Raw genomic sequence first — 18,748 nt, 5'->3', positions numbered from 1 at the left:
TTTTAAACAAGTTCAAGGCCGAATAAACCGCAATGTATCATTTCCTTTAAAGAGGACTGGACAAGTGCCTGGCCCCATAACAAGGATTGTTCCCCTTTCCACCTTTCATTTAAAAAATATTTCAGATCGTTTATACCGGTTTGACCTATAATCTCCCCCCTGTCATGGAGATGTGAAAGTATCCTTATACTGCAAAAAGCCCCCTGGCAAGGCCCCTTCCCAACCCTGGTTCTGAGGGCGATGGATGAAAGATCAGGTTTTCCGCCATTATTTTTAATTGAATCAATTACTGTATTTATTGCACTGGCCGGAACCATTTCGCATTCGCAAAGAAAAGGATCTTCCAACGCATCGGATTTGAACGGATCATTGACCAGAACACCCGGTTCCGACCATTCTCCGCTATGGGTGGACGGCAATGGGATGGTTTTTGTCCGGCATTCCACTGAGACCCGATGTTTTTTACAGACGATATCGGATGTCTTTTCTGCCATTAACCGGTATGTAGACAGTTTGCCCCCTGTAATTGTGATAAAATTATGAACCTGGTCTTTTTCATGATCCAGCAAAGTGAATCCGCGGCTCACATCCCTGTCATCGCCTTTTCCCATGCTGACCAGGGGCCTCACACCTGCATATGCCCGGATATATCGGCAGGTTTTCAGTTCAGGTATCAGTTTTTCGCCCTCACTGATAATATAATCCACCTCTTTGACCGTGGGATAGATGTTGTCCGGGGACTTGATCCTTACGGAAGTGGTTCCGAGGATTGAAACAACGCCGCCCGGAACCAGGATATCTCCGTCAGTGGGTTTTCTCAGGCGGCTAATCACCCTCTTTGTGATTCGCTTACTTGTGACCAGAAGACTTCCCTTGGAAAAAACCATGCTGATGTGAATCCCGGCCATGGCAGCAATGCTTCCGGCCCACGCTCCGGTTGCATTGACATAGGTTTTTGCTTTTATTTTATAGATTTCACCACTGATTTGGTTTCGAACCCGGGCATAAACGATGGCCTTGTTTTCTATCTTGAACGTTTCAATTCTGGTGTGGCTGAGGTAACAGGATCCCCTGGAAACGGCATCGTTTATATTTTCAATGGACAATTTAAACGGATTAATGGAGGCGTCATTAACTTTATACACAGCGATTGTTTCATCCGACAATGACGGCTCCATTTCCCTGGCCTCTTTCGGATCTATTTTTTTAGACGGAATCCCGGATTTTTTACACATATCAGGAAAATCAGTAATGTAATTTTCTTTATCTCCCTTAACAGCAACAAAAAGTCCCCCGGTTTCCTCGATGCAATGCCCCGCATTCTTTTTTAATATTTCCAATTCAGTAGCACACTCAACCGCTGCCTCGGGATCAGAGCAGACATATCTGGCACCACTGTGCAAAAGGCCGTGATTCCCGCCGGATGCACCGGCATTCAGGTCACTTGTTTCAATCAGAATAACATCGAGCCCTCTAAGTGTCAGGTCCCTGGCAATCCCGGTGCCTGTGACGCCTCCGCCTATGATTAATACATCTGTTTCCACAATATCGTCTCCAGTTGCAACCAGAAGGGGTAATTTTACTGGATGTTGGTTCTTTTTCAAAAATGCAAATTTGAAATCTTGAATTAATATGTTTCTTTTTTATTGTTTTTATATCTTTTTTATTGTTTTTATACAAGTATTTTCGTTTATTTTTTTGATGAATTGATCTGGCTTTCTAATCCTGATATAAAACATTCATTATTTTTAATTCGGAGGTAAAAAAATATGGCCCAAACTTTAATACCGGTCGACCGGCAGGCGCGGATTCAGAGACTGATTGAAGAAAAAGGAATTGTAAGGGTTACCGAGTTAAGTAAATTGTTTGATGTGACAGAACTGACCATCCGTCGGGATTTTAATGTGTTGGAAAAAAGGGGGGTACTGGAACGAACCCATGGGGGGGCTATTTTGCGCCGCCGTTTAAAAGTCGAACCTCTTTATGTGGAAAAAAACCAGAAACACCGGACACAGAAAGAAAAAATAGGTATTGCCGTCGGCAAGATCATTGACCCCGGCGATACACTTCTTATTAACACCGGTTCTACCAACACACAGGTTTTAAGACATTTGTCAGGGAAAAATCTTCGTGTCATTACCAGTAATGCAAATGCCCTTATGGAAATTGAGAATCCTGAAATTGAGGTGGTTTTAACCGGTGGGCTGTTCCGCAGGCAATCAAACTCTTTGATTGGAAATTTTACCCATACCCTACTTAAAAATGTCTGCGGCAGCAAGGCCATTATCGGTGTTGACGGGGTCAGTATAAGATTCGGCTTGACAACCCCTATCCAGGAAGAAGCCGCAGTGGCCCGTCTGATGATTGATCAGACTCTGGGCCCGGTCATTGTGGTTGCCGACAGCAGTAAGATGGGTGTGGTATCAAATTTTGTGACAGCACCCATAGCTAAGGTTAATATCCTGGTTACTGACGCAGGAATCAAGCCGGGCGTTAAAAAAGAACTGGAGGAGATGGGTATAACCGTTATTATTGCAAAATAAAGAGCAGGCTTCCTAGTATCATCTAACTTGAAATATCCTAGAGGTGAATCAGTAAATTACCCGGGTGGTTTTGGCATCAAATAAATGCATTTCATTGAGGTTCATGCCCAGATTAATCTCTTCATTTGCCCTGACAATCCGTCTTCCTTCGCTTCTAGACAAAACTCTAATTCCCATAATATCCACATGAAGCTGGGTTTCATTTCCCAATGGTTCAAAAACCATGACATTAGCTCGGAATATCCAGTCTTCAGGAAGCTGTGTATGGGTATTTACCGGTGTAATTTCTTCTGCTCGAAGCCCGAATACAACTTTCTGATCATGAACCAACTGGGTTCCTTCCTTATCTGGAACAGGAATACTAAGTCCGTCCTCAAATTGGACAAAGGTTTGGTTCTTTTCTTTATTGATTTTGCAGTCAACGAGGTTCATGGGCGGGGTGCCGATAAATCCTGCGACAAACGTATTTACCGGACTTGAAAAAAGTTCAATGGGTGTGCCAACCTGTTCGATATGTCCATCCCTTAGAACAACAATCCGATCGGCCAGGGTCATGGCTTCTACCTGGTCGTGGGTAACATAAATCATTGTGGAATTTACCCTCTGATGCAGCATTTTTATTTCTGCCCTCATCTGGATACGAAGCTTGGCATCCAGGTTTGACAAAGGTTCATCAAAAAGAAAAATAGAAGGCTTCCTGACCATGGCCCGTCCCATGGCCACTCGTTGGCGCTGACCTCCGGAGAGCTCATGGGGCCTTCTTAACAGCAGGTCTTCAAGGCCCAGAATAGTCGCCGTTTCCTTTACCCTTTGCTTGATCTCGTTTTTGGGTGTTTTCAGCAATGTTAACCCGAAGGACATATTATCATACACATTCATATGGGGATAAAGAGCATAGTTCTGAAACACCATGGCAAGGCCCCGGTCCTTTGGAGCAATATCATTGACTATTTTATCATCAATGGAAATCGTGCCGCGGGTTATCTCCTCTAACCCTGCAACCATTCTAAGCAGGGTTGATTTACCGCACCCTGAAGGTCCTACAAGGACAATGAATTCTTTGTCCTTTATATCAAGGTTTAATTCATGAATAACCTCGATTTTGCCATACTTTTTGATAACATTATTGAACTTTAACTCAGCCATTTAATATCCTGATGCTTAGATTCTATTAAGATTTTTATCCTTTTCATTAAAGATCATAAAACTACAAAAATTATCAATATGCAATTCTTTTTTTTAAAATAAATTTAATCTTGACTCTCTGCCAATATTCTAATAATTTTAACGCAATGCAATAAAAATAGACAGGTTTTTTTATTGGCAGGTTCGACAAAATGAAAAATTCAATATAATTCAGGTAAGGAGGAGAAGAAGATGAAATTATCGAAATTGTTTGTATTTTTAATTATTGCAGTATGCCTTGTGTTCCCAGCATCTGTTTTTGCCAAACCCATAACCATTAACTGGTGGCATGCCATGAGAAGTGCCAGGGGTGAAGTGGTTAAGAACATGATTAATGAATTTAACGCATCTCAGTCAGAGTATGAAGTTGTCGGAACCAACAAAGGCAACTATGATGAAACAATGAATGCAGGAGTTGCGGCCTTTAGAGCTAAAAAACAACCCCATCTTCTCCAGGTTTTTGAAGTGGGAACCCAGACCATGATGCTTTCAGGGGCCATTTATCCGGTTTTTGAGCTGATGAAGGATGCCGGGATTGATGTGGACTGGTCAAGATATCTTCAGGCAGTTCTTTCCTATTATATGAATGCCGATGGAAATCTCATGTCAATGCCTTTTAACTCTTCCACACCCATTATGTATTACAATGCAGACATGTTTAAAAAAGCAGGTATTGCACCTTTATCAAAATCTGAACCCATTACCTGGGATGAACTGGGCGAAATCACTAAAAAACTTGTCGAGGCTAAGATTGCTCCGACCGGCATGGTTACGGCATGGCAGTCATGGACCCAGATAGAAAATTACAGCGCCATTCACAATATTGCCTTTGCCAGCAAAGCCAACGGGTATGAAGGACTTGACTGCCAGCTCTTGATTAATAATCCCCAGGTAGTAAAGCATATTACAAGACTTAAATCATGGGCAGATGACAACCGGTTCATGTATGGCGGGCAAAAATACCAGGGTCCGAAATCAGAATTTATGGCTCAGAACGCAGCCTTTTATATTGATTCCATCAGCGGCATTGCAAAATTAAAAAAAGGAGTCAAGGATTTTAAATGGGATGCAGCTCCTCTTCCAGTGGAAGCAGGTACTAAAAAACTCCAGAACTCTATCATTGGCGGAGCATCCCTATGGGTACTCACTGGTCACTCAAAAGAAGAATATAAGGGAGTTGCAGCTTTCTTAAGATTTCTGGCCGGTAATGAGATGCAGGAATACTGGCACAAGGAAACCGGGTATTTCCCCATTACTATTGATGCCTATGAATCTTTGAAATCCAAGGGATATTATAAAACTGATCCGCTCCAGGAAGTGGGTATCAGCCAGCTCAACCGGGCTATCCCGACTAAGATATCAAGGGGGTTGCGGCTTGGCTACTTTGTTCAGATCAGAAACATTATCAATGAAGAACTGGAGCTTGTCTGGAGTGGGAAAAAATCTCCCCAGGAAGCCCTGGATAATGCAGCAGCAAGAAGTAATATCCAGTTGAGAACTTTTGAAAAAACCTATGAATAAATAGAAACCAAAGGAGTCAGATAAATAGACTGATATTTATCTGACTCCTTTTCTTGCCCATGATAAAACGTTCATTCTTCAAATCAAAATATTTGCCTTATCTGCTGATATTTCCCCAGATACTTGTCACACTGACCTTTTTCTATTGGCCGGCTGTCCAGGGACTTGCCCAGTCTTTTTTTTTAAGTGATCCCTTTGGAAGACAATCCAAGTTTGTATGGTTTTATAATTATATTGAGCTTTTTACAGATCCCCTTTACCTGAAATCGATTTTCACCACTTTTGCTTTTAGTCTTGCTGTTGCCGCTGTATCCCTATCCCTGGGACTTTTTATTGCCTCCATGGCCAATAGGGCGCTTAGAGCAAAAGCATTGGTCAGAACCATGCTGATCTGGCCCTATGCTGTAGCACCGGCAATCTCGGGTATAATGTGGCTTTTTTTGCTCCATCCCTCCTATGGAATTGTTGCCCTGGGTATTAAAGAATGGATTGGAGTTGACTGGAACCCGGTTCTCTACGGAAGCGATGCCATGGTAATGATTGTCATGGCCAGTGCCTGGAAGCAAATCAGCTACAATTTCGTGTTTTTCATGGCAGGCATGCAGGCCATACCCAAATCCTTGATTGAGGCGGCAGCCATTGACGGTGCAAGTCCTTTCAAAAGATTCTGGTTCATCACCTTTCCTTTATTATCCCCGACTTTCTTTTTTTTAACGGTGATGAATATTATTTATTCTTTTTTTGAAACATTTGGTATTATTCATACAGTGACCCAGGGGGGACCTGGCGGTTCTACAAATATTCTTGTTTACAAGGTATATCAGGATGGATTTGTGGGCTTAAATTTGGGATCTTCGGCTGCCCAGTCCGTGGTTCTCATGTCCCTGATCATTGTTATTACCTTTCTTCAGTTCAGGTTTCTTGAAAAAAAGGTACAGTATGGCGGATAAATATTATGGTTGAAAAAACCCCGGTACTTGATTTTTTTACCTATGCATTTTTACTGCTGGGAATATTTATTGTTGGATTTCCAATACTTTACAGCCTTATTGCGGCAACCCTGCCTTTGGAAGAAGTAGTTAAAGTCCCCATGCCGCTTATTCCGGGGGACCAGTTTATGATCAATATGAAAGAAGCCTGGTCAAGGGGAGATCTTGGAAACCAGATCTTAAATTCCGTTATTATGGCCTCTGGTATCACTATTGGCAAAATTACCGTATCCATGATCGGCGCCTTTTCCATTGTTTACTTTGATTACAAATTCAGGGTTGTGGCTTTTGCCTCGGTTTTCTGTACCTTGATGCTGCCCGTGGAAGTCAGGATCCTTCCCACCTACGAAATGGCTGCCAATGTCCTCAATCCAATCCAGGCTCTGTGCGATCTTTTGCACTTGGATGGTATTTTGTCATGGTTTACTGGCAATGATATAACAATTAGCCTCAATTGGAGTCTTCTTGACAGCCATACAGGACTCATTCTGCCTCTGGTTGCATCTGCAACCTGTACTTTTTTGTTCAGGCAGTTTTTCCTGACCGTTCCGGAAGAACTTTGCGAGGCAGCAAAAATGGATGGGGCATCCCCCATGACCTTTTTCAGGAAAATCCTTTTCCCCCTGTCCAAAACTAATATTGCCGCCCTTGTGGTCATTGAATTCGTATATGGCTATAATCAATACCTTTGGCCCCTGCTTGTTACAACCAATCCTAAAATGACAACTGCTGTTATCGGCCTTCAAAATCTGATACCCCAGGCAGATGATCTGCCCGAGTGGAATCTTGCTTTGGGAGCTGCCGTCCTTGTCATGCTGCCCCCTGTTCTGGTCGTGCTTTTAATGCAAAGATGGTTTGTAAAAGGCCTGATTGAGAAAGAAAAATAGTACGGCAATGGGTATGAAATCAATAAAAGACTTTCCACGGGAAAAAAGGTCTGCCATTACTTATCTGCTTACAGATATTGATGACACCATAACCCATGAAGGCAGAATACCGGCATGTGCTTTCCAGGCCATGGAAGACCTTGACAATGCCGGTATAAAAGTTATCCCCATCACGGGCAGACCTTCTGGATGGTGTGACCATATCGCCAGGATGTGGCCGGTTGACGGGATTGTCGGTGAAAATGGCGCCTTTTATTTTGTTTATGATATCCATACAAAAAAAATGATGCGCAGATATTTTAAAACAGATCAGGAACGGGAACAGGATAAAATTAAATTGGATGATATTAAACTTAAGATCCTGCAATCCGTTCCAGGGTGTGTGGTCTCGGCTGATCAACCATACAGGGAGGCTGATCTTGCCATCGATTTTGCTGAAGATGTTCCTCCTCTTTCCCAAACTGACATTGATAGGATTGTTGATATATTTGAACAATATGGTGCAACTGCAAAAGTCAGTTCTATCCATGTGAACGGCTGGTTTGGTGCCTATGACAAACTTTCCATGACTAAAATAATGTTCAGGGAAGTATTTAAAACAGATCTGGACGCAATAAAGGAAAAGATTGTTTTTGTCGGAGACTCTCCCAATGATGAGCCTATGTTTGAATATTTTCCCAACTCAGTTGGTGTTGCCAATGTCCTTTCTTTTTGTGACAGACTTGCATTTAAACCTGCCTGGATAACAAAAGGAAAAGGAGGGATCGGATTTGCACAGCTGGTAAAGGTTCTTCTCCCATGATCTGTTAGAGATACTATCGCTGAAGGTGAGTGTCAGTATTAAGGTTGGTATGGATTTTGCTTTTCAGGTTGTCAGAAGTTAAACAATATTATAATAAAGGTAGTATTCAGTGTTTGTATCATATCAATTTTTTTTAAGAGGTGGTTTATGACTGATGACAACAAGCCGATTACACCGGAAATAGTCGAAGCCGATAACGGAAAGAAAGACGGTCAACTGGTTCAGCAAAGCATAAAACCGGATATTTTATATCTTATTCCCATCACGGGCCGTCCTCATTTGCCTGCACAGGTTCAACCCCTTATGGTCAGTAAGAAAAGATGGGAAGCAACGTTGAGGAAGGCATCCAAAGATTCTAAGAACCTTTTGGGCCTTGCTTATCTGAAGGAAGTGAAGGGGAAATATGTGTATAAAGAAGATTTTCCCGAGGTGGGTTGTATTGTCAGGATGATGAATATCACAGATCTTCAAGGAAATATCCAGTTTATTGCACAGGGGCTTGAAAGATTTCGGATCAAACAGTTTTTATCGGACAAACCGCCCTTTGCAGTTCGGGTAGAGTATTTTGAAAAAATCAAAGAGAATGAAGATGAGCTTAAGGCCTATGCCATTGCCATTATTAATGCCATCAAGCAATTGCTCTCACTGAACCCCTTATACTCTGAAGATTTAAAACAATACCTGGGCATGTTCAGTCCGGATCAACCCTCCCCTTTGACTGATTTTGCAGCCGGTATTACCACTGCTTCCGGTGAAGATTTACAGGAAGTTTTAGAGCTTGCCTCTGTTATAGATCGGATGAAGAAAGTCATGATGCTGCTGCAAAAAGAAATAGAAATTGCAAAGCTACAGAGCAAAATACAAAAAGATCTCAACATCCAGATGGATGATAATAAGCGTAAATTCTTTTTAAAAGAACAGCTTAAAGCAATTCAGAAAGAGCTTGGATTGAAGAAAGATGATAAAACCTCGGATGTAGATAAATTTAAAGACAAGTTTGCAAAATTAAAACCACCCGAACACGTGGTTAAACGGTTTGAAGAAGAGATCGAAAAATTAGCCGTACTTGAGACAGGGTCTTCAGAATACGGGGTGACCCGGAACTACCTGGACTGGATCACAGCCTTTCCATGGGGGATCTATTCCAGGGATAATATTGATATTAAACGGGCTGAGAAAATCCTTGACCGGGATCATGCTGGACTTTCCGACGTAAAAGAAAGGATTATAGAGTTTTTTGCCGCCGGAATTTATAAGAAAGATTTTTCCGGTTCCATTATTTTGTTTGTCGGCCCGCCAGGTGTCGGTAAAACTTCCATTGGAAAATCAATTGCCGAGGCCCTTGGAAGAAAGTTCTACAGGTTCAGTCTTGGCGGGATGAGAGATGAGGCTGAGATCAAAGGGCATAGAAGGACCTATGTAGGGGCATTGCCCGGAAAAATGGTCCAGGCTTTAAAAGATACCCAAGTGGCAAATCCGGTGATCATGCTGGATGAGGTGGATAAAATCGGAGTATCTTACCAGGGTGATCCGGCATCTGCATTACTTGAAGTGCTTGATCCTGAACAGAATTCCGAGTTTCTCGATCATTACATGGATCTTCGGATTGATTTATCCAAAGTTTTATTTATCTGTACAGCCAACCAGCTTGATACGATTCCAAGGCCACTTCTGGACCGGATGGATCGGATTAATCTGTCTGGCTATATTACTGAAGAAAAAATTCAGATTGCCAGAAAGCATCTCTGGCCAAAACTTTTAAAAAGAAATAAGCTGACATCCAAAGAGATCACCATCACAGATCCTACTATCCGTCTTCTTATTGAGGGCTTTGCAAGGGAAGCAGGTGTCAGAAATATTGAAAAACTTTTCAATAAAATCATTAGAAAAAGTATTGTGACCCTTTTAAAAGGAAAGAAGAAGAAAATCAGGATCAATATTAAATCACTGGAAGATTATCTGGGACCGCCGATTTTCAAAGATGAAAAACAAATGTCAGGCGTTGGCGTAGTAACCGGCCTTGCCTGGACCCAGCTTGGCGGGGCAACTCTTCCCATTGAGGCGGTAAAGGTTCATGGGAAAAATCCGGGATTCAAGCTGACCGGAAAGCTCGGGGAAGTGATGCAGGAGTCGGCAGCCATTGCCTACAGTCATGTGAGGGCAAATCTTGCATCCTTTAAGATTGATAAAGAATATTTTGATAATGCCTTTATTCATATCCATGTGCCGGAAGGAGCAACTCCAAAGGACGGCCCAAGTGCCGGGGTTACTATTACAACAGCGTTGGTTTCCCTTGCAATTGGAAAGGCAATTGACCGTCCCCTTGCCATGACGGGAGAAATGACCTTGACGGGTGACGTCCTTCCTGTTGGTGGTATTAAAGAGAAAATTATTGCTGCCCGGCGAATAGGTATAAAAGAGATTATTTTGCCCGAGGGGTGTAAGCCTGATTTCAAAAAACTTCCAGACCACATTAAAGACGGCATCACATTTCATTTTGCAAAAAAATACAAAGATGTGTTTAAAATTGTATTTAATAATCTCTAAGGCTGTTATTTTTTTTTAGGAGACCACTAAGAATATTATTTTAGGTACTCTGATTTTACATCAATTTTTTTATCCTTGACCAGGCCTCTTCGGGCAGCTGAGCTCCCATGACCTGGCAAACCTCATAGCCGCAGGCAGACGCGATCCGCCCACTTTTTTCAATGGGAAATCCATGGGCAATTCCAAAAAGGAATCCGGCTGCCCAGAGATCTCCGGCCCCGGTGGTATCTTTTGGGACATTTCCCGAATGGGCTTTGATCCTTGTGATATTGTTATTGTATGAGACATAACTGCCTCTTTTGCCAACTTTCAGGACAGCATATGTGACACGTTGAGACATTTCTTCAATGGCTTTTCGTTCATTATCGTACCCTGTATATGCCTTGGCTTCATCTTCATTGGCAATAAGGATATCAACAAAATTTTTTATGATATCTTCAAGCATATCTCTGAATGTATTGACTACTTCAAAGCTTGCAAGATCAAGAGCGATAAGAGATCCTGCCGCCCTGGCAGCCTTTAGTGCAGCCATCATTAAATCCTTGTTGAATAAAAGATACCCTTCGATCATGGAAATGGCCGTCTCTTTAAACATGTCGGAGGTGATGAATTCGGGATCAAGTTCTGTGGACGCACCAAGGAAAGTGAACATGGACCGCTGGGCATCCGGTGTGATGACAGATAAAACTTTACCTGTTGGAGAGTCGGAGATTGAAACAACGGGTTCAACATTACATTTAATCACCTGTTTCTCAAAAGTCTCACCATAGGCATCATTTCCCCTTCTGCCGATAAATCTGGCATCTCCGCCAAGACTGCCGACACCGACGATTGTGTTGCACGAAGCACCGCCGGGAACAACAATAGGTGTTTGATTCGTTTGGGCTAATATCTGTTGGATATCCTTATTTTCTACAAGGGTCATCCCCCCCTTTTTTTTTCCAAGGGTTGTTAAAAATTGGTCAGATTCATTGATTAAAATATCAACGAGTGCAGAACCGATCCCTGTAATTCTTGTTACTCTGTTTTCCGGCATGTTTTCTCCAAGATTATAATTATTAGTGTTTCAAATCTAATCAAAGAATAAAAATTGTGAGATAATTGTCAAGTAATTTATGATTTTTTCGAAAATGAAAAAATATGGTGTAGGAAGGAGCCGGCATCATTGACAAAGAGAAAATAAAAACTTATTAATTATAGCCGTAAATATAAATTATTTGATGAATAAAATTATCCTAATATAAAAGGAGTTCGTAATGTCAGAAAAACAATCTTTCATGTTTACATCTGAGTCTGTGACAGAAGGTCACCCTGATAAAGTAGCAGATGCCATATCGGACAGCATCCTTGATGCTATCATGGCTGAAGATAAAAAATGCAGGGTTGCCTGTGAGACATTGGTGACCACAGGCCTTGCAATGGTTGCCGGCGAAATTACCACTGATTGCTATGTGGATATTCCTGAAGTGGTCAGAAGTACCATCAAAGATATTGGATATAACTCCTCAAGCATGGGGTTTGACTGGCAGACATGCTCGGTTATTACCAGTATTGATCAACAATCGGCTGATATTGCCCAGGGGGTTGATGAAGGCGAAGGACTTTACAAGGAGCAGGGTGCAGGTGATCAGGGTTCGATGTTCGGGTTTGCAACCAATGAAACCCCGGAGCTGATGCCCATGCCGATTATTTATGCCCATAAGCTGGCCAAGCGGTTGGCCCAGGTTAGAAAAAACGGGGCTCTTGATTTTTTAAGACCGGATGGAAAATCCCAGGTCACCATTGAATATATGAATGGCAAGCCAAAAAGGGTAGATACTATTGTTGTCTCAACCCAGCATTCTCCAGATGTATCTTATGGGGATTTAAAATCTGCCATTATAAAGGAAGTCATTAAAAATGTGATCCCCGAAGAGATGATAGACGGTGACACAAGATTTTTTGTTAATCCTACAGGGCGATTTGTTGTGGGTGGTCCCATGGGAGATTGCGGTGTTACCGGCCGAAAAATTATTGTAGATACCTATGGGGGACAGGGCAGCCATGGGGGCGGTTGTTTTTCCGGAAAAGACCCTTCAAAAGTCGACAGGAGTGCGTCATATATGGGAAGATATGTGGCAAAGAATCTTGTTTCATCAGGAATTGCAGATAAATGTGAGATTCAGGTGGCTTATGCAATAGGTGTTGCCCAGCCCGTTTCCCTTTTTGTTGATTTCAAGGGAACCGGGAAAATACCCGAATCCAAAGCAGTTGAAATTGTTAAAGAGGTATTTGACCTGAGACCTGCTGCAATCATCGACACCCTTGATCTTCTGCGTCCGATTTACAGGAAAACTTCATCCTATGGGCATTTTGGAAGAAAAGATCCTGATTTTTACTGGGAAAGGACAGACAAGGCAGATCAAATAAAGAATCTATCTGGAGTATAGACCAACTCCCGAACATTTTTGTTTTTTTTTAAAGGCCGCCTGAACTTTATGGTTTAAGTTTAAGCGGCTTTTTTTATTGACATCAAAATGGAATACTTGTATTTTATACATAAAACAACATATCAACATGTTTTGATATTTGACAAATTTAACAAGGAGTTTTAAAATGTTACAATCAAGTAAAGATCCTTCTTATATCGATCTTGACCTTAGCCTGAAATACAAAATTAAAGATATTGCCCTTGCAGAAGAGGGACACAAAGATATGCAGCTTTCCGAGAAAGAAATGCCGGGGCTCATGGCTATCAGGAAAAAATATGGGTCTGAAAAACCCCTTAAGGGTTTGAAAATCATGGGTAGTCTTCATATGACCATTCAGACCGCCATGCTCATTGATACCCTTTATGAGCTGGGAGCTGATATCCGATGGGCATCCTGCAATATTTTTTCCACCCAGGATCACGCTGCGGCAGCCATTGCACAGAAAGGATCTGCAGCGGTATTTGCATGGAAAGGTGAAACCCTTGAGGAGTTCTGGTGGTGCACAGAACAGGCATTGATCTGGCCGGATGGTTCAGGACCCGATCTGATTGTGGACGATGGAGGGGATGCAACCCTTTATGTCCATCAAGGTGTGAAAGCGGAAAAAGATCCTTCTTTGCTTGATAATAAAACCAATAGTCTGGATGAGAAATGCCTGATGGACCGGATGAAGGTAAGCTTTCAGGAAGATTCTCAAAAATGGACTCATATTGCTAAAAAGATCCGGGGTGTATCAGAAGAGACAACAACCGGTGTTCACAGGCTGTATCAGCTTGCTGAAAAAAATGAACTGCTTTTTCCGGCCATCAATGTCAATGATTCGGTGACCAAATCCAAATTTGACAATCTTTACGGCTGCCGGGAATCTCTTGCAGACGGAATCAAAAGGGCGACCGATGTCATGCTCGCAGGTAAAACTGTTATTGTGGCCGGATATGGTGATGTAGGAAAAGGCTGCGCAGCCTCCATGAAGGGATATGGCGCTATTGTCTGGGTCACTGAAATTGATCCGATCTGTGCACTCCAGGCAGCCATGGAAGGCTTCAGGGTCGTGACAATGGAAGAGGCTGTTCCCCATGGGGATATTTTTGTGACAGCCACCGGGAATTACCATGTTATTAAAGGTGAACACATTGAACAAATGAAGGATGAATCCATTATCTGTAATATTGGACATTTTGACAATGAAATAGAAATGAGTTACCTGAACAACCATCCAACGGCTGTAAAAACAAATATTAAACCCCAGGTGGATAAGTGGACGTTAGAATCCGGTCGGTCTGTCATAGTTCTTGCTGAAGGAAGACTTGTGAACCTGGGCTGTGCAACGGGACATCCAAGTTTTGTGATGAGCAATAGTTTTTCAAACCAGACCCTGGCTCAGATCAAACTGGCCAAAGAAGATCTTGAAATCAAGGTCTATACGCTGCCCAAGGAACTTGACGAGGAAGTGGCAAGATTCCACTTGAAAAATCTTTCCGTAACCTTGACCAAATTAACCCAGGAACAGGCGGATTATCTTGGGATTCCCATCAATGGCCCGTTTAAAGCGGAGATTTACAAGTATTAGTTCTTTCTTTTTGCCTGTGGAGAAAGGGCGTGATTTTTCACCCACAGGCAGATCATTGATAGGATATTTTATCAGTTTAAAATTTTGAACTCCCCCGCCATCATTTGTTTATCTAATTATTTTAGTATGTTGTGATTTTATTGGAAAATGAAGGATTACAGAGGTTCAAAATTTTAAACTTTTGATGCATGGGAAAGCAAATGATGTCTTTGGGATTTTCATAAAGCAAAATAAATAATCTGTTGAAACGATTGATTAGCAGTCGTTTTGCGGTTTGATGCAGTCCAATTGAAGGAAATGGCACGGGAATTGCTTTATAAACCTTTAACATATAAGAAGACTAATTTTTTCATCTTTTTTTCCTTTTCTTAAAAAGGCTGCTTCCAAAAAAAGCAGCCTTTTTAAGTTTTAATTCCGGGCAAACGTGCAAGGGCAGGTATCACTATGTCTATTTTTTTATCAGCTTAATGATTTCATCGTTATCGGGAAATCGTTTTGTCTGATGTTTTGAAAAAATGGTTTTTTCATCCACAATAATGTCATAGATGCCTTTTGAGCCCGGGATCAATTTGGGAGTTATGCCGAATTCCTTTTTTATAATGTCTGCCAGACCGGCAGCCCGTGGTTCATAGTTTCAGACGGCACAATAATTAATTTTGATATCCATGTGTTTCCCCTTTGTTTGTCTGATTTTATGGTTCATATTCAAAAATTAAAACATTCAAATCAGATCTTTACTATAATTTAGAATCGTATGCTTCACAACAGGTTTTATTCTTGATTGATTTTGTTTAAAAAAAGCTCGACATTCAGTCAATTTTGTTCTAATGCAAAAAGCAAAAATAAACTTATTTTTTAAAGGAGGCCATCCACATGCTTTTTCATATGCCGGCAAGACTTTATTTCGGATCAGGAGAAATCGGCAATTTTAAATTAATCATTGATGAATACTTGAAGGCAGCTAATCCGGTTCTTGTGACTGATAAAGGAATCGTTCAGTCCGGCTTGCTGGAAAAAATATTGCCACAGCTTCCAGGGATCAAAATATTTGATGAGATCGAATCAAACCCGAAGTCCGATACCATTAACAGCATTGCAAGGCAAATGCGCAAGCTGGCCCCTGATCTGGTTATCGGATTTGGCGGCGGAAGCCCGCTTGATGCAGGAAAGGCCCTTGCCCTGCTTGGAACAAATGACGGCAATATTGAAGCGTATGAAGGAAAAGAGAAATATACGAATGATCCTTTGCCGTTTCTGGCCATTCCTACAACCTGCGGTACCGGAAGTGAGGTTACCTGGGTTTCGGTGATTACGGATGTGAACAGGAAATTTAAAATGAGCATCAAGGGTCCCAAGATGTATCCTTCCGTTTCCATTGTCGATCCGGATTTGATTAAAACCCTGCCGCCATCAATTATTGCCTCCACAGGCCTTGATGCATTAACCCATGCAGTGGAAGCCTATTTGTCTAAGCCTGCTACCCTTATTACGGATAATCATGCAGCCAAGGCGGTTAAATTAATATTAGGCTCCATTGAAGGGGCATATGATGATATTGAAAATCATCATGCAGACCGTGAAAACCTGATGTTTGGTTCAACCATTGCAGGATTTGCCTTTGGCAACTCTGATGTGACAGCCGTCCATTGTATCTCCGAATCCATTGGAGCTTTGTATGATATTCCCCATGGTGTGGCAAATTCAATCTTTCTGCCATATGTACTTTCCTATAACCTGCCCGAGTGCTTTGAAAAAATGGCAACACTGGCAAGACAGGCAGGGATTAACGAAACTGACGACATGAGAGCATCCATGGCCTTGATCCAAGTGATAAAGGATTTGTCAAAGAGACTTGGGATCCCTCTATTTAAGGACTTGAAAATTGGGAAAGATCAATTTGATAAGATTGCAGAGAGGTCGTTTGAAAACAATTCCAATCCATCAAATCCAAGAGAACTTGGATGGGAAGATTATCTTAAAATACTTGAAAATGCTTATGAATAGAAAATAAATATAGGGGGTTTTGAAAAATTATTCTGAAACAGGGGTTTGATTTTTAATTACCCCGTTTATCCGTGTTGCCGATAACAAATCCTTTTATTTTTTTCAGATATGGGAGCAACACAATAATGACAATGGCAGCAAACAGATACTGGATCATGTGAAAGCGCTGCTCTAAAAAATCAAAGCAGTAAAACCAGACAGTGATAGCAGTCAGAGTGCCCAGAAACGTGGCAGTAAAATTTTTGAGAAGGCTTAACCTGAGCATATATCCGATAATAGATCCCACCACAGGTCCGGTCACCGGGAGGGGGGCCATAACAAAGAGAAAAATGCCGATCCATCCAAAGGGTTTTATTTTTTCTTTTTGTTCAAGGGCTTTTCCGGTCAGCCGGGCCATGAATTTTATCAGCCATTCATTCCTTAGATAATTGGTGGTGCTTAATACAAATCCTGCATAGGTGAAACAGACGATAAGCACTTCAATATAAAAATTATATATAATAGTAGGAGCGGCACCGAATCCACTGAGAATACACAGGCCAATACCGGCGGCCCTGCCGCCGATGGTATGGACAATAAAAACAAGGACAAGAGTTTTTGCTATTTGGAGCTCGATGATACCATAGAATCCGATAAAAATCACGAGTAGAGTACTTAAAAAAAATCCGCTTAACAGCAGTCTGCCCTCAATGGTATTTAACAGGGTATGCTTCATATTTATGTTATCATCTTAAGGTTATCATTTCAGCCAAAACCTTATAGTGCAAGATGGGAATATTGTCAAGAAGTACGTGGGTTCCCTGAAACAGGATCTATTTCCAGAATCTTGTGGAACCAAGCCCCTCGGGCCTTCCATGACCGATCTCCTGAATTTGAGGTATTACGTTTTTATTACAATTTGCCATAAATTATTGGGGCACCGGATTAGCTTGACAAAAAGCAACTTCCTACTTTATTGTACAGGCATATTTTTATGTTTGGTTTAGTGCTTTTGGCGAGCCTCTTTTCGGGTCAAGGCAAAGTTTGTCAGAACCGGGAAGTAGTGTCATGACATTTCACAAAAACAAGAGAAAGTAATGATCATCTCCATCATCCTGAAAAAACTTAAGACAGCGTTTACTGATCTGCTGCCCATTATTCTGGTTATTGCTTTTTTTCAGATTGTTGTTTTAAGGCAGGCGTTACCGCAAATGGGAGAAGTCATTTTTGGTGCTCTTCTTGTGGTGGCCGGTCTTACTCTGTTTGTTCAGGGGTTGGAAATGGGCCTGTTTCCCATTGGTGAGTCAATGGCCCATGCCCTGGCCAGGAAGGGCAGTCTTTTCTGGCTCCTTTGCTTTGCCTTTGCCTTAGGGTTCTCAACCACAGTGGCAGAGCCTGCCCTCATTGCTGTGGCCTGGGAAGCAGCTGAGATTGCCGGCCAGGGGGGCCTTATTGACCCGAGCCAGGAATCTTTAAAGCAATATGCTTTTGGACTTCGCATGTCTGTGGCTTTTTCCGTGGGACTTGCTATTCTTATCGGTGTTATGCGTATCATCCGAGGTTGGCCTATTCATTATCTGATCATCAGCGGTTATGTTGTTGTGATGCTTATGACCATCATTGCTCCGAAAGAGATTATTGGTATAGCCTATGATGCCGGCGGAGTAACCACATCCACCATCACTGTACCCCTGGTTGCAGCTTTGGGAGTGGGGCTGGCCTCATCCATCAGAGGACGAAGCCCTCTTGTGGATGGTTTTGGTCTTATTGCTTTTGCTTCTCTTCTTCCCATGATCTTTGTCATGGGTTATGGTCTTATAATTTTCGGGTAAAAAGGGTAGATTTTCATGGAATTCATATATGATTTCAGCAAAATATTACTTGCCACCTGTAGAGATGTTCTGCCGATCATTATTTTAATTGTCAGTTTTCAGCTTCTGGTTCTGCGCCAACAAATTCCCCATCTGCGTCGTCTCATTGTCGGTGGTGTCTATGTTGTTATTGGCCTTGCCCTGTTTCTGGCAGGACTTGAAAAAGCACTTTTCCCCCTGGGGAATATAATGGCTACTCAGTTGTCTGATCCTGCCTTTATTTATGGAGCAGGAGAAGTTGTTACCCAGGCAGACTGGAAGGCCTATGGCTGGGTGTATCTTTTTGCGGCCATGATCGGCTTTGCAACCACCATTGCCGAACCATCTCTCATTGCCGTAGCGTTTAAAGCCAGCGAGGTATCAGCCGGCACGATCAAAC

At 42.1% G+C, this 18,748-nt stretch carries 16 protein-coding genes; 11 read left to right on the top strand and 5 right to left on the bottom strand.

Going from position 1 to position 18,748, the window contains the following annotated elements; genetic code table 11:
- Positions 1–2 precede the first annotated feature (2 nt).
- Entirely contained in the window at positions 3–1,544 is a 1,542-nt protein-coding gene (gene glpA / locus QAI40_RS10210; RefSeq protein WP_299980534.1) for an anaerobic glycerol-3-phosphate dehydrogenase subunit GlpA, read from the bottom strand.
- Positions 1,545–1,769: 225 nt separating this feature from the next.
- Between glpA and QAI40_RS10205 the strand changes: the two genes are divergently transcribed.
- Entirely contained in the window at positions 1,770–2,543 is a 774-nt protein-coding gene (locus QAI40_RS10205) for a DeoR/GlpR family DNA-binding transcription regulator (RefSeq protein ID WP_299980536.1), read from the top strand.
- A 48-nt stretch (positions 2,544–2,591) separates the two neighbouring features.
- Here QAI40_RS10205 and QAI40_RS10200 read toward each other — a convergent pair whose 3' ends face one another.
- Positions 2,592–3,689, bottom strand: a complete 1,098-nt coding sequence (locus QAI40_RS10200) for an ABC transporter ATP-binding protein (protein WP_299980538.1) — start codon at positions 3,687–3,689, stop codon at positions 2,592–2,594.
- Between the two features lie 231 nt (positions 3,690–3,920).
- Here QAI40_RS10200 and ugpB point away from each other — a divergent pair, with 231 nt between their 5' ends.
- The 5 genes from ugpB (at position 3,921) to lon (ending at position 10,474) form a co-directional block, all read left to right on the top strand.
- Positions 3,921–5,249 (top strand): sn-glycerol-3-phosphate ABC transporter substrate-binding protein UgpB, encoded by a 1,329-nt coding sequence (gene ugpB, locus QAI40_RS10195; RefSeq protein ID WP_299980540.1) that lies wholly within the window; start codon positions 3,921–3,923, stop codon positions 5,247–5,249.
- Positions 5,250–5,308: 59 nt separating this feature from the next.
- Positions 5,309–6,199, top strand: coding sequence for an ABC transporter permease subunit (locus tag QAI40_RS10190; protein WP_299980542.1), 891 nt, complete (start codon positions 5,309–5,311; stop codon positions 6,197–6,199).
- Between the two features lie 5 nt (positions 6,200–6,204).
- Positions 6,205–7,125 (top strand): ABC transporter permease subunit, encoded by a 921-nt coding sequence (locus QAI40_RS10185; RefSeq protein ID WP_299980545.1) that lies wholly within the window; start codon positions 6,205–6,207, stop codon positions 7,123–7,125.
- A gap of 13 nt (positions 7,126–7,138) precedes the next feature.
- Entirely contained in the window at positions 7,139–7,927 is a 789-nt protein-coding gene (locus QAI40_RS10180) for an HAD-IIB family hydrolase (RefSeq protein ID WP_299980547.1), read from the top strand.
- 147 nt (positions 7,928–8,074) lie between these two features.
- Positions 8,075–10,474 (top strand): endopeptidase La, encoded by a 2,400-nt coding sequence (gene lon / locus QAI40_RS10175; protein ID WP_304511618.1) that lies wholly within the window; start codon positions 8,075–8,077, stop codon positions 10,472–10,474.
- Between the two features lie 55 nt (positions 10,475–10,529).
- Here lon and QAI40_RS10170 read toward each other — a convergent pair whose 3' ends face one another.
- Entirely contained in the window at positions 10,530–11,510 is a 981-nt protein-coding gene (locus QAI40_RS10170) for an adenosine kinase (protein WP_299980551.1), read from the bottom strand.
- A 220-nt stretch (positions 11,511–11,730) separates the two neighbouring features.
- Between QAI40_RS10170 and metK the strand changes: the two genes are divergently transcribed.
- Together metK and ahcY are read left to right on the top strand one after the other, a co-directional pair.
- Entirely contained in the window at positions 11,731–12,903 is a 1,173-nt protein-coding gene (gene metK, locus QAI40_RS10165) for a methionine adenosyltransferase (RefSeq protein WP_299980553.1), read from the top strand.
- Between the two features lie 166 nt (positions 12,904–13,069).
- Positions 13,070–14,515: an adenosylhomocysteinase gene (ahcY, locus tag QAI40_RS10160; protein ID WP_299980555.1), complete on the top strand. Its 1,446-nt coding sequence runs from the start codon at positions 13,070–13,072 to the stop codon at positions 14,513–14,515.
- Positions 14,516–14,963: 448 nt separating this feature from the next.
- Here ahcY and QAI40_RS17190 read toward each other — a convergent pair whose 3' ends face one another.
- Entirely contained in the window at positions 14,964–15,182 is a 219-nt protein-coding gene (locus tag QAI40_RS17190) for a SelT/SelW/SelH family protein (protein ID WP_367278885.1), read from the bottom strand.
- Between the two features lie 206 nt (positions 15,183–15,388).
- Between QAI40_RS17190 and QAI40_RS10155 the strand changes: the two genes are divergently transcribed.
- Positions 15,389–16,519 carry an iron-containing alcohol dehydrogenase gene (locus QAI40_RS10155; protein WP_299980557.1) on the top strand — a complete coding sequence of 377 codons (1,131 nt, stop codon included), beginning with the start codon at positions 15,389–15,391 and terminating at the stop codon, positions 16,517–16,519.
- Positions 16,520–16,571: 52 nt separating this feature from the next.
- Here the strand turns inward: QAI40_RS10155 and QAI40_RS10150 are convergent, their stop codons facing one another.
- Positions 16,572–17,234: a small multi-drug export protein gene (locus tag QAI40_RS10150; RefSeq protein WP_299980559.1), complete on the bottom strand. Its 663-nt coding sequence runs from the start codon at positions 17,232–17,234 to the stop codon at positions 16,572–16,574.
- Between the two features lie 361 nt (positions 17,235–17,595).
- Between QAI40_RS10150 and QAI40_RS10145 the strand changes: the two genes are divergently transcribed.
- Both QAI40_RS10145 and QAI40_RS10140 read left to right on the top strand, forming a co-directional pair.
- The gene (locus tag QAI40_RS10145) at positions 17,596–18,330 is read left to right on the top strand and encodes a DUF1538 domain-containing protein (RefSeq protein ID WP_299980561.1); all 735 of its coding nucleotides are present in this window, start codon (positions 17,596–17,598) and stop codon (positions 18,328–18,330) included.
- A 15-nt stretch (positions 18,331–18,345) separates the two neighbouring features.
- The coding region (locus QAI40_RS10140; protein ID WP_304511617.1) for a DUF1538 family protein at positions 18,346–18,748 on the top strand (403 nt) is incomplete at its 3' end.

Origin of the sequence: Desulfobacula sp. (genome assembly GCF_030611305.1) — a bacterium.
Taxonomy (GTDB): domain Bacteria; phylum Desulfobacterota; class Desulfobacteria; order Desulfobacterales; family Desulfobacteraceae; genus Desulfobacula.
Note: the sequence above shows the minus strand (reverse complement) of the source record. Positions and strands in the feature narration are given on the sequence as shown.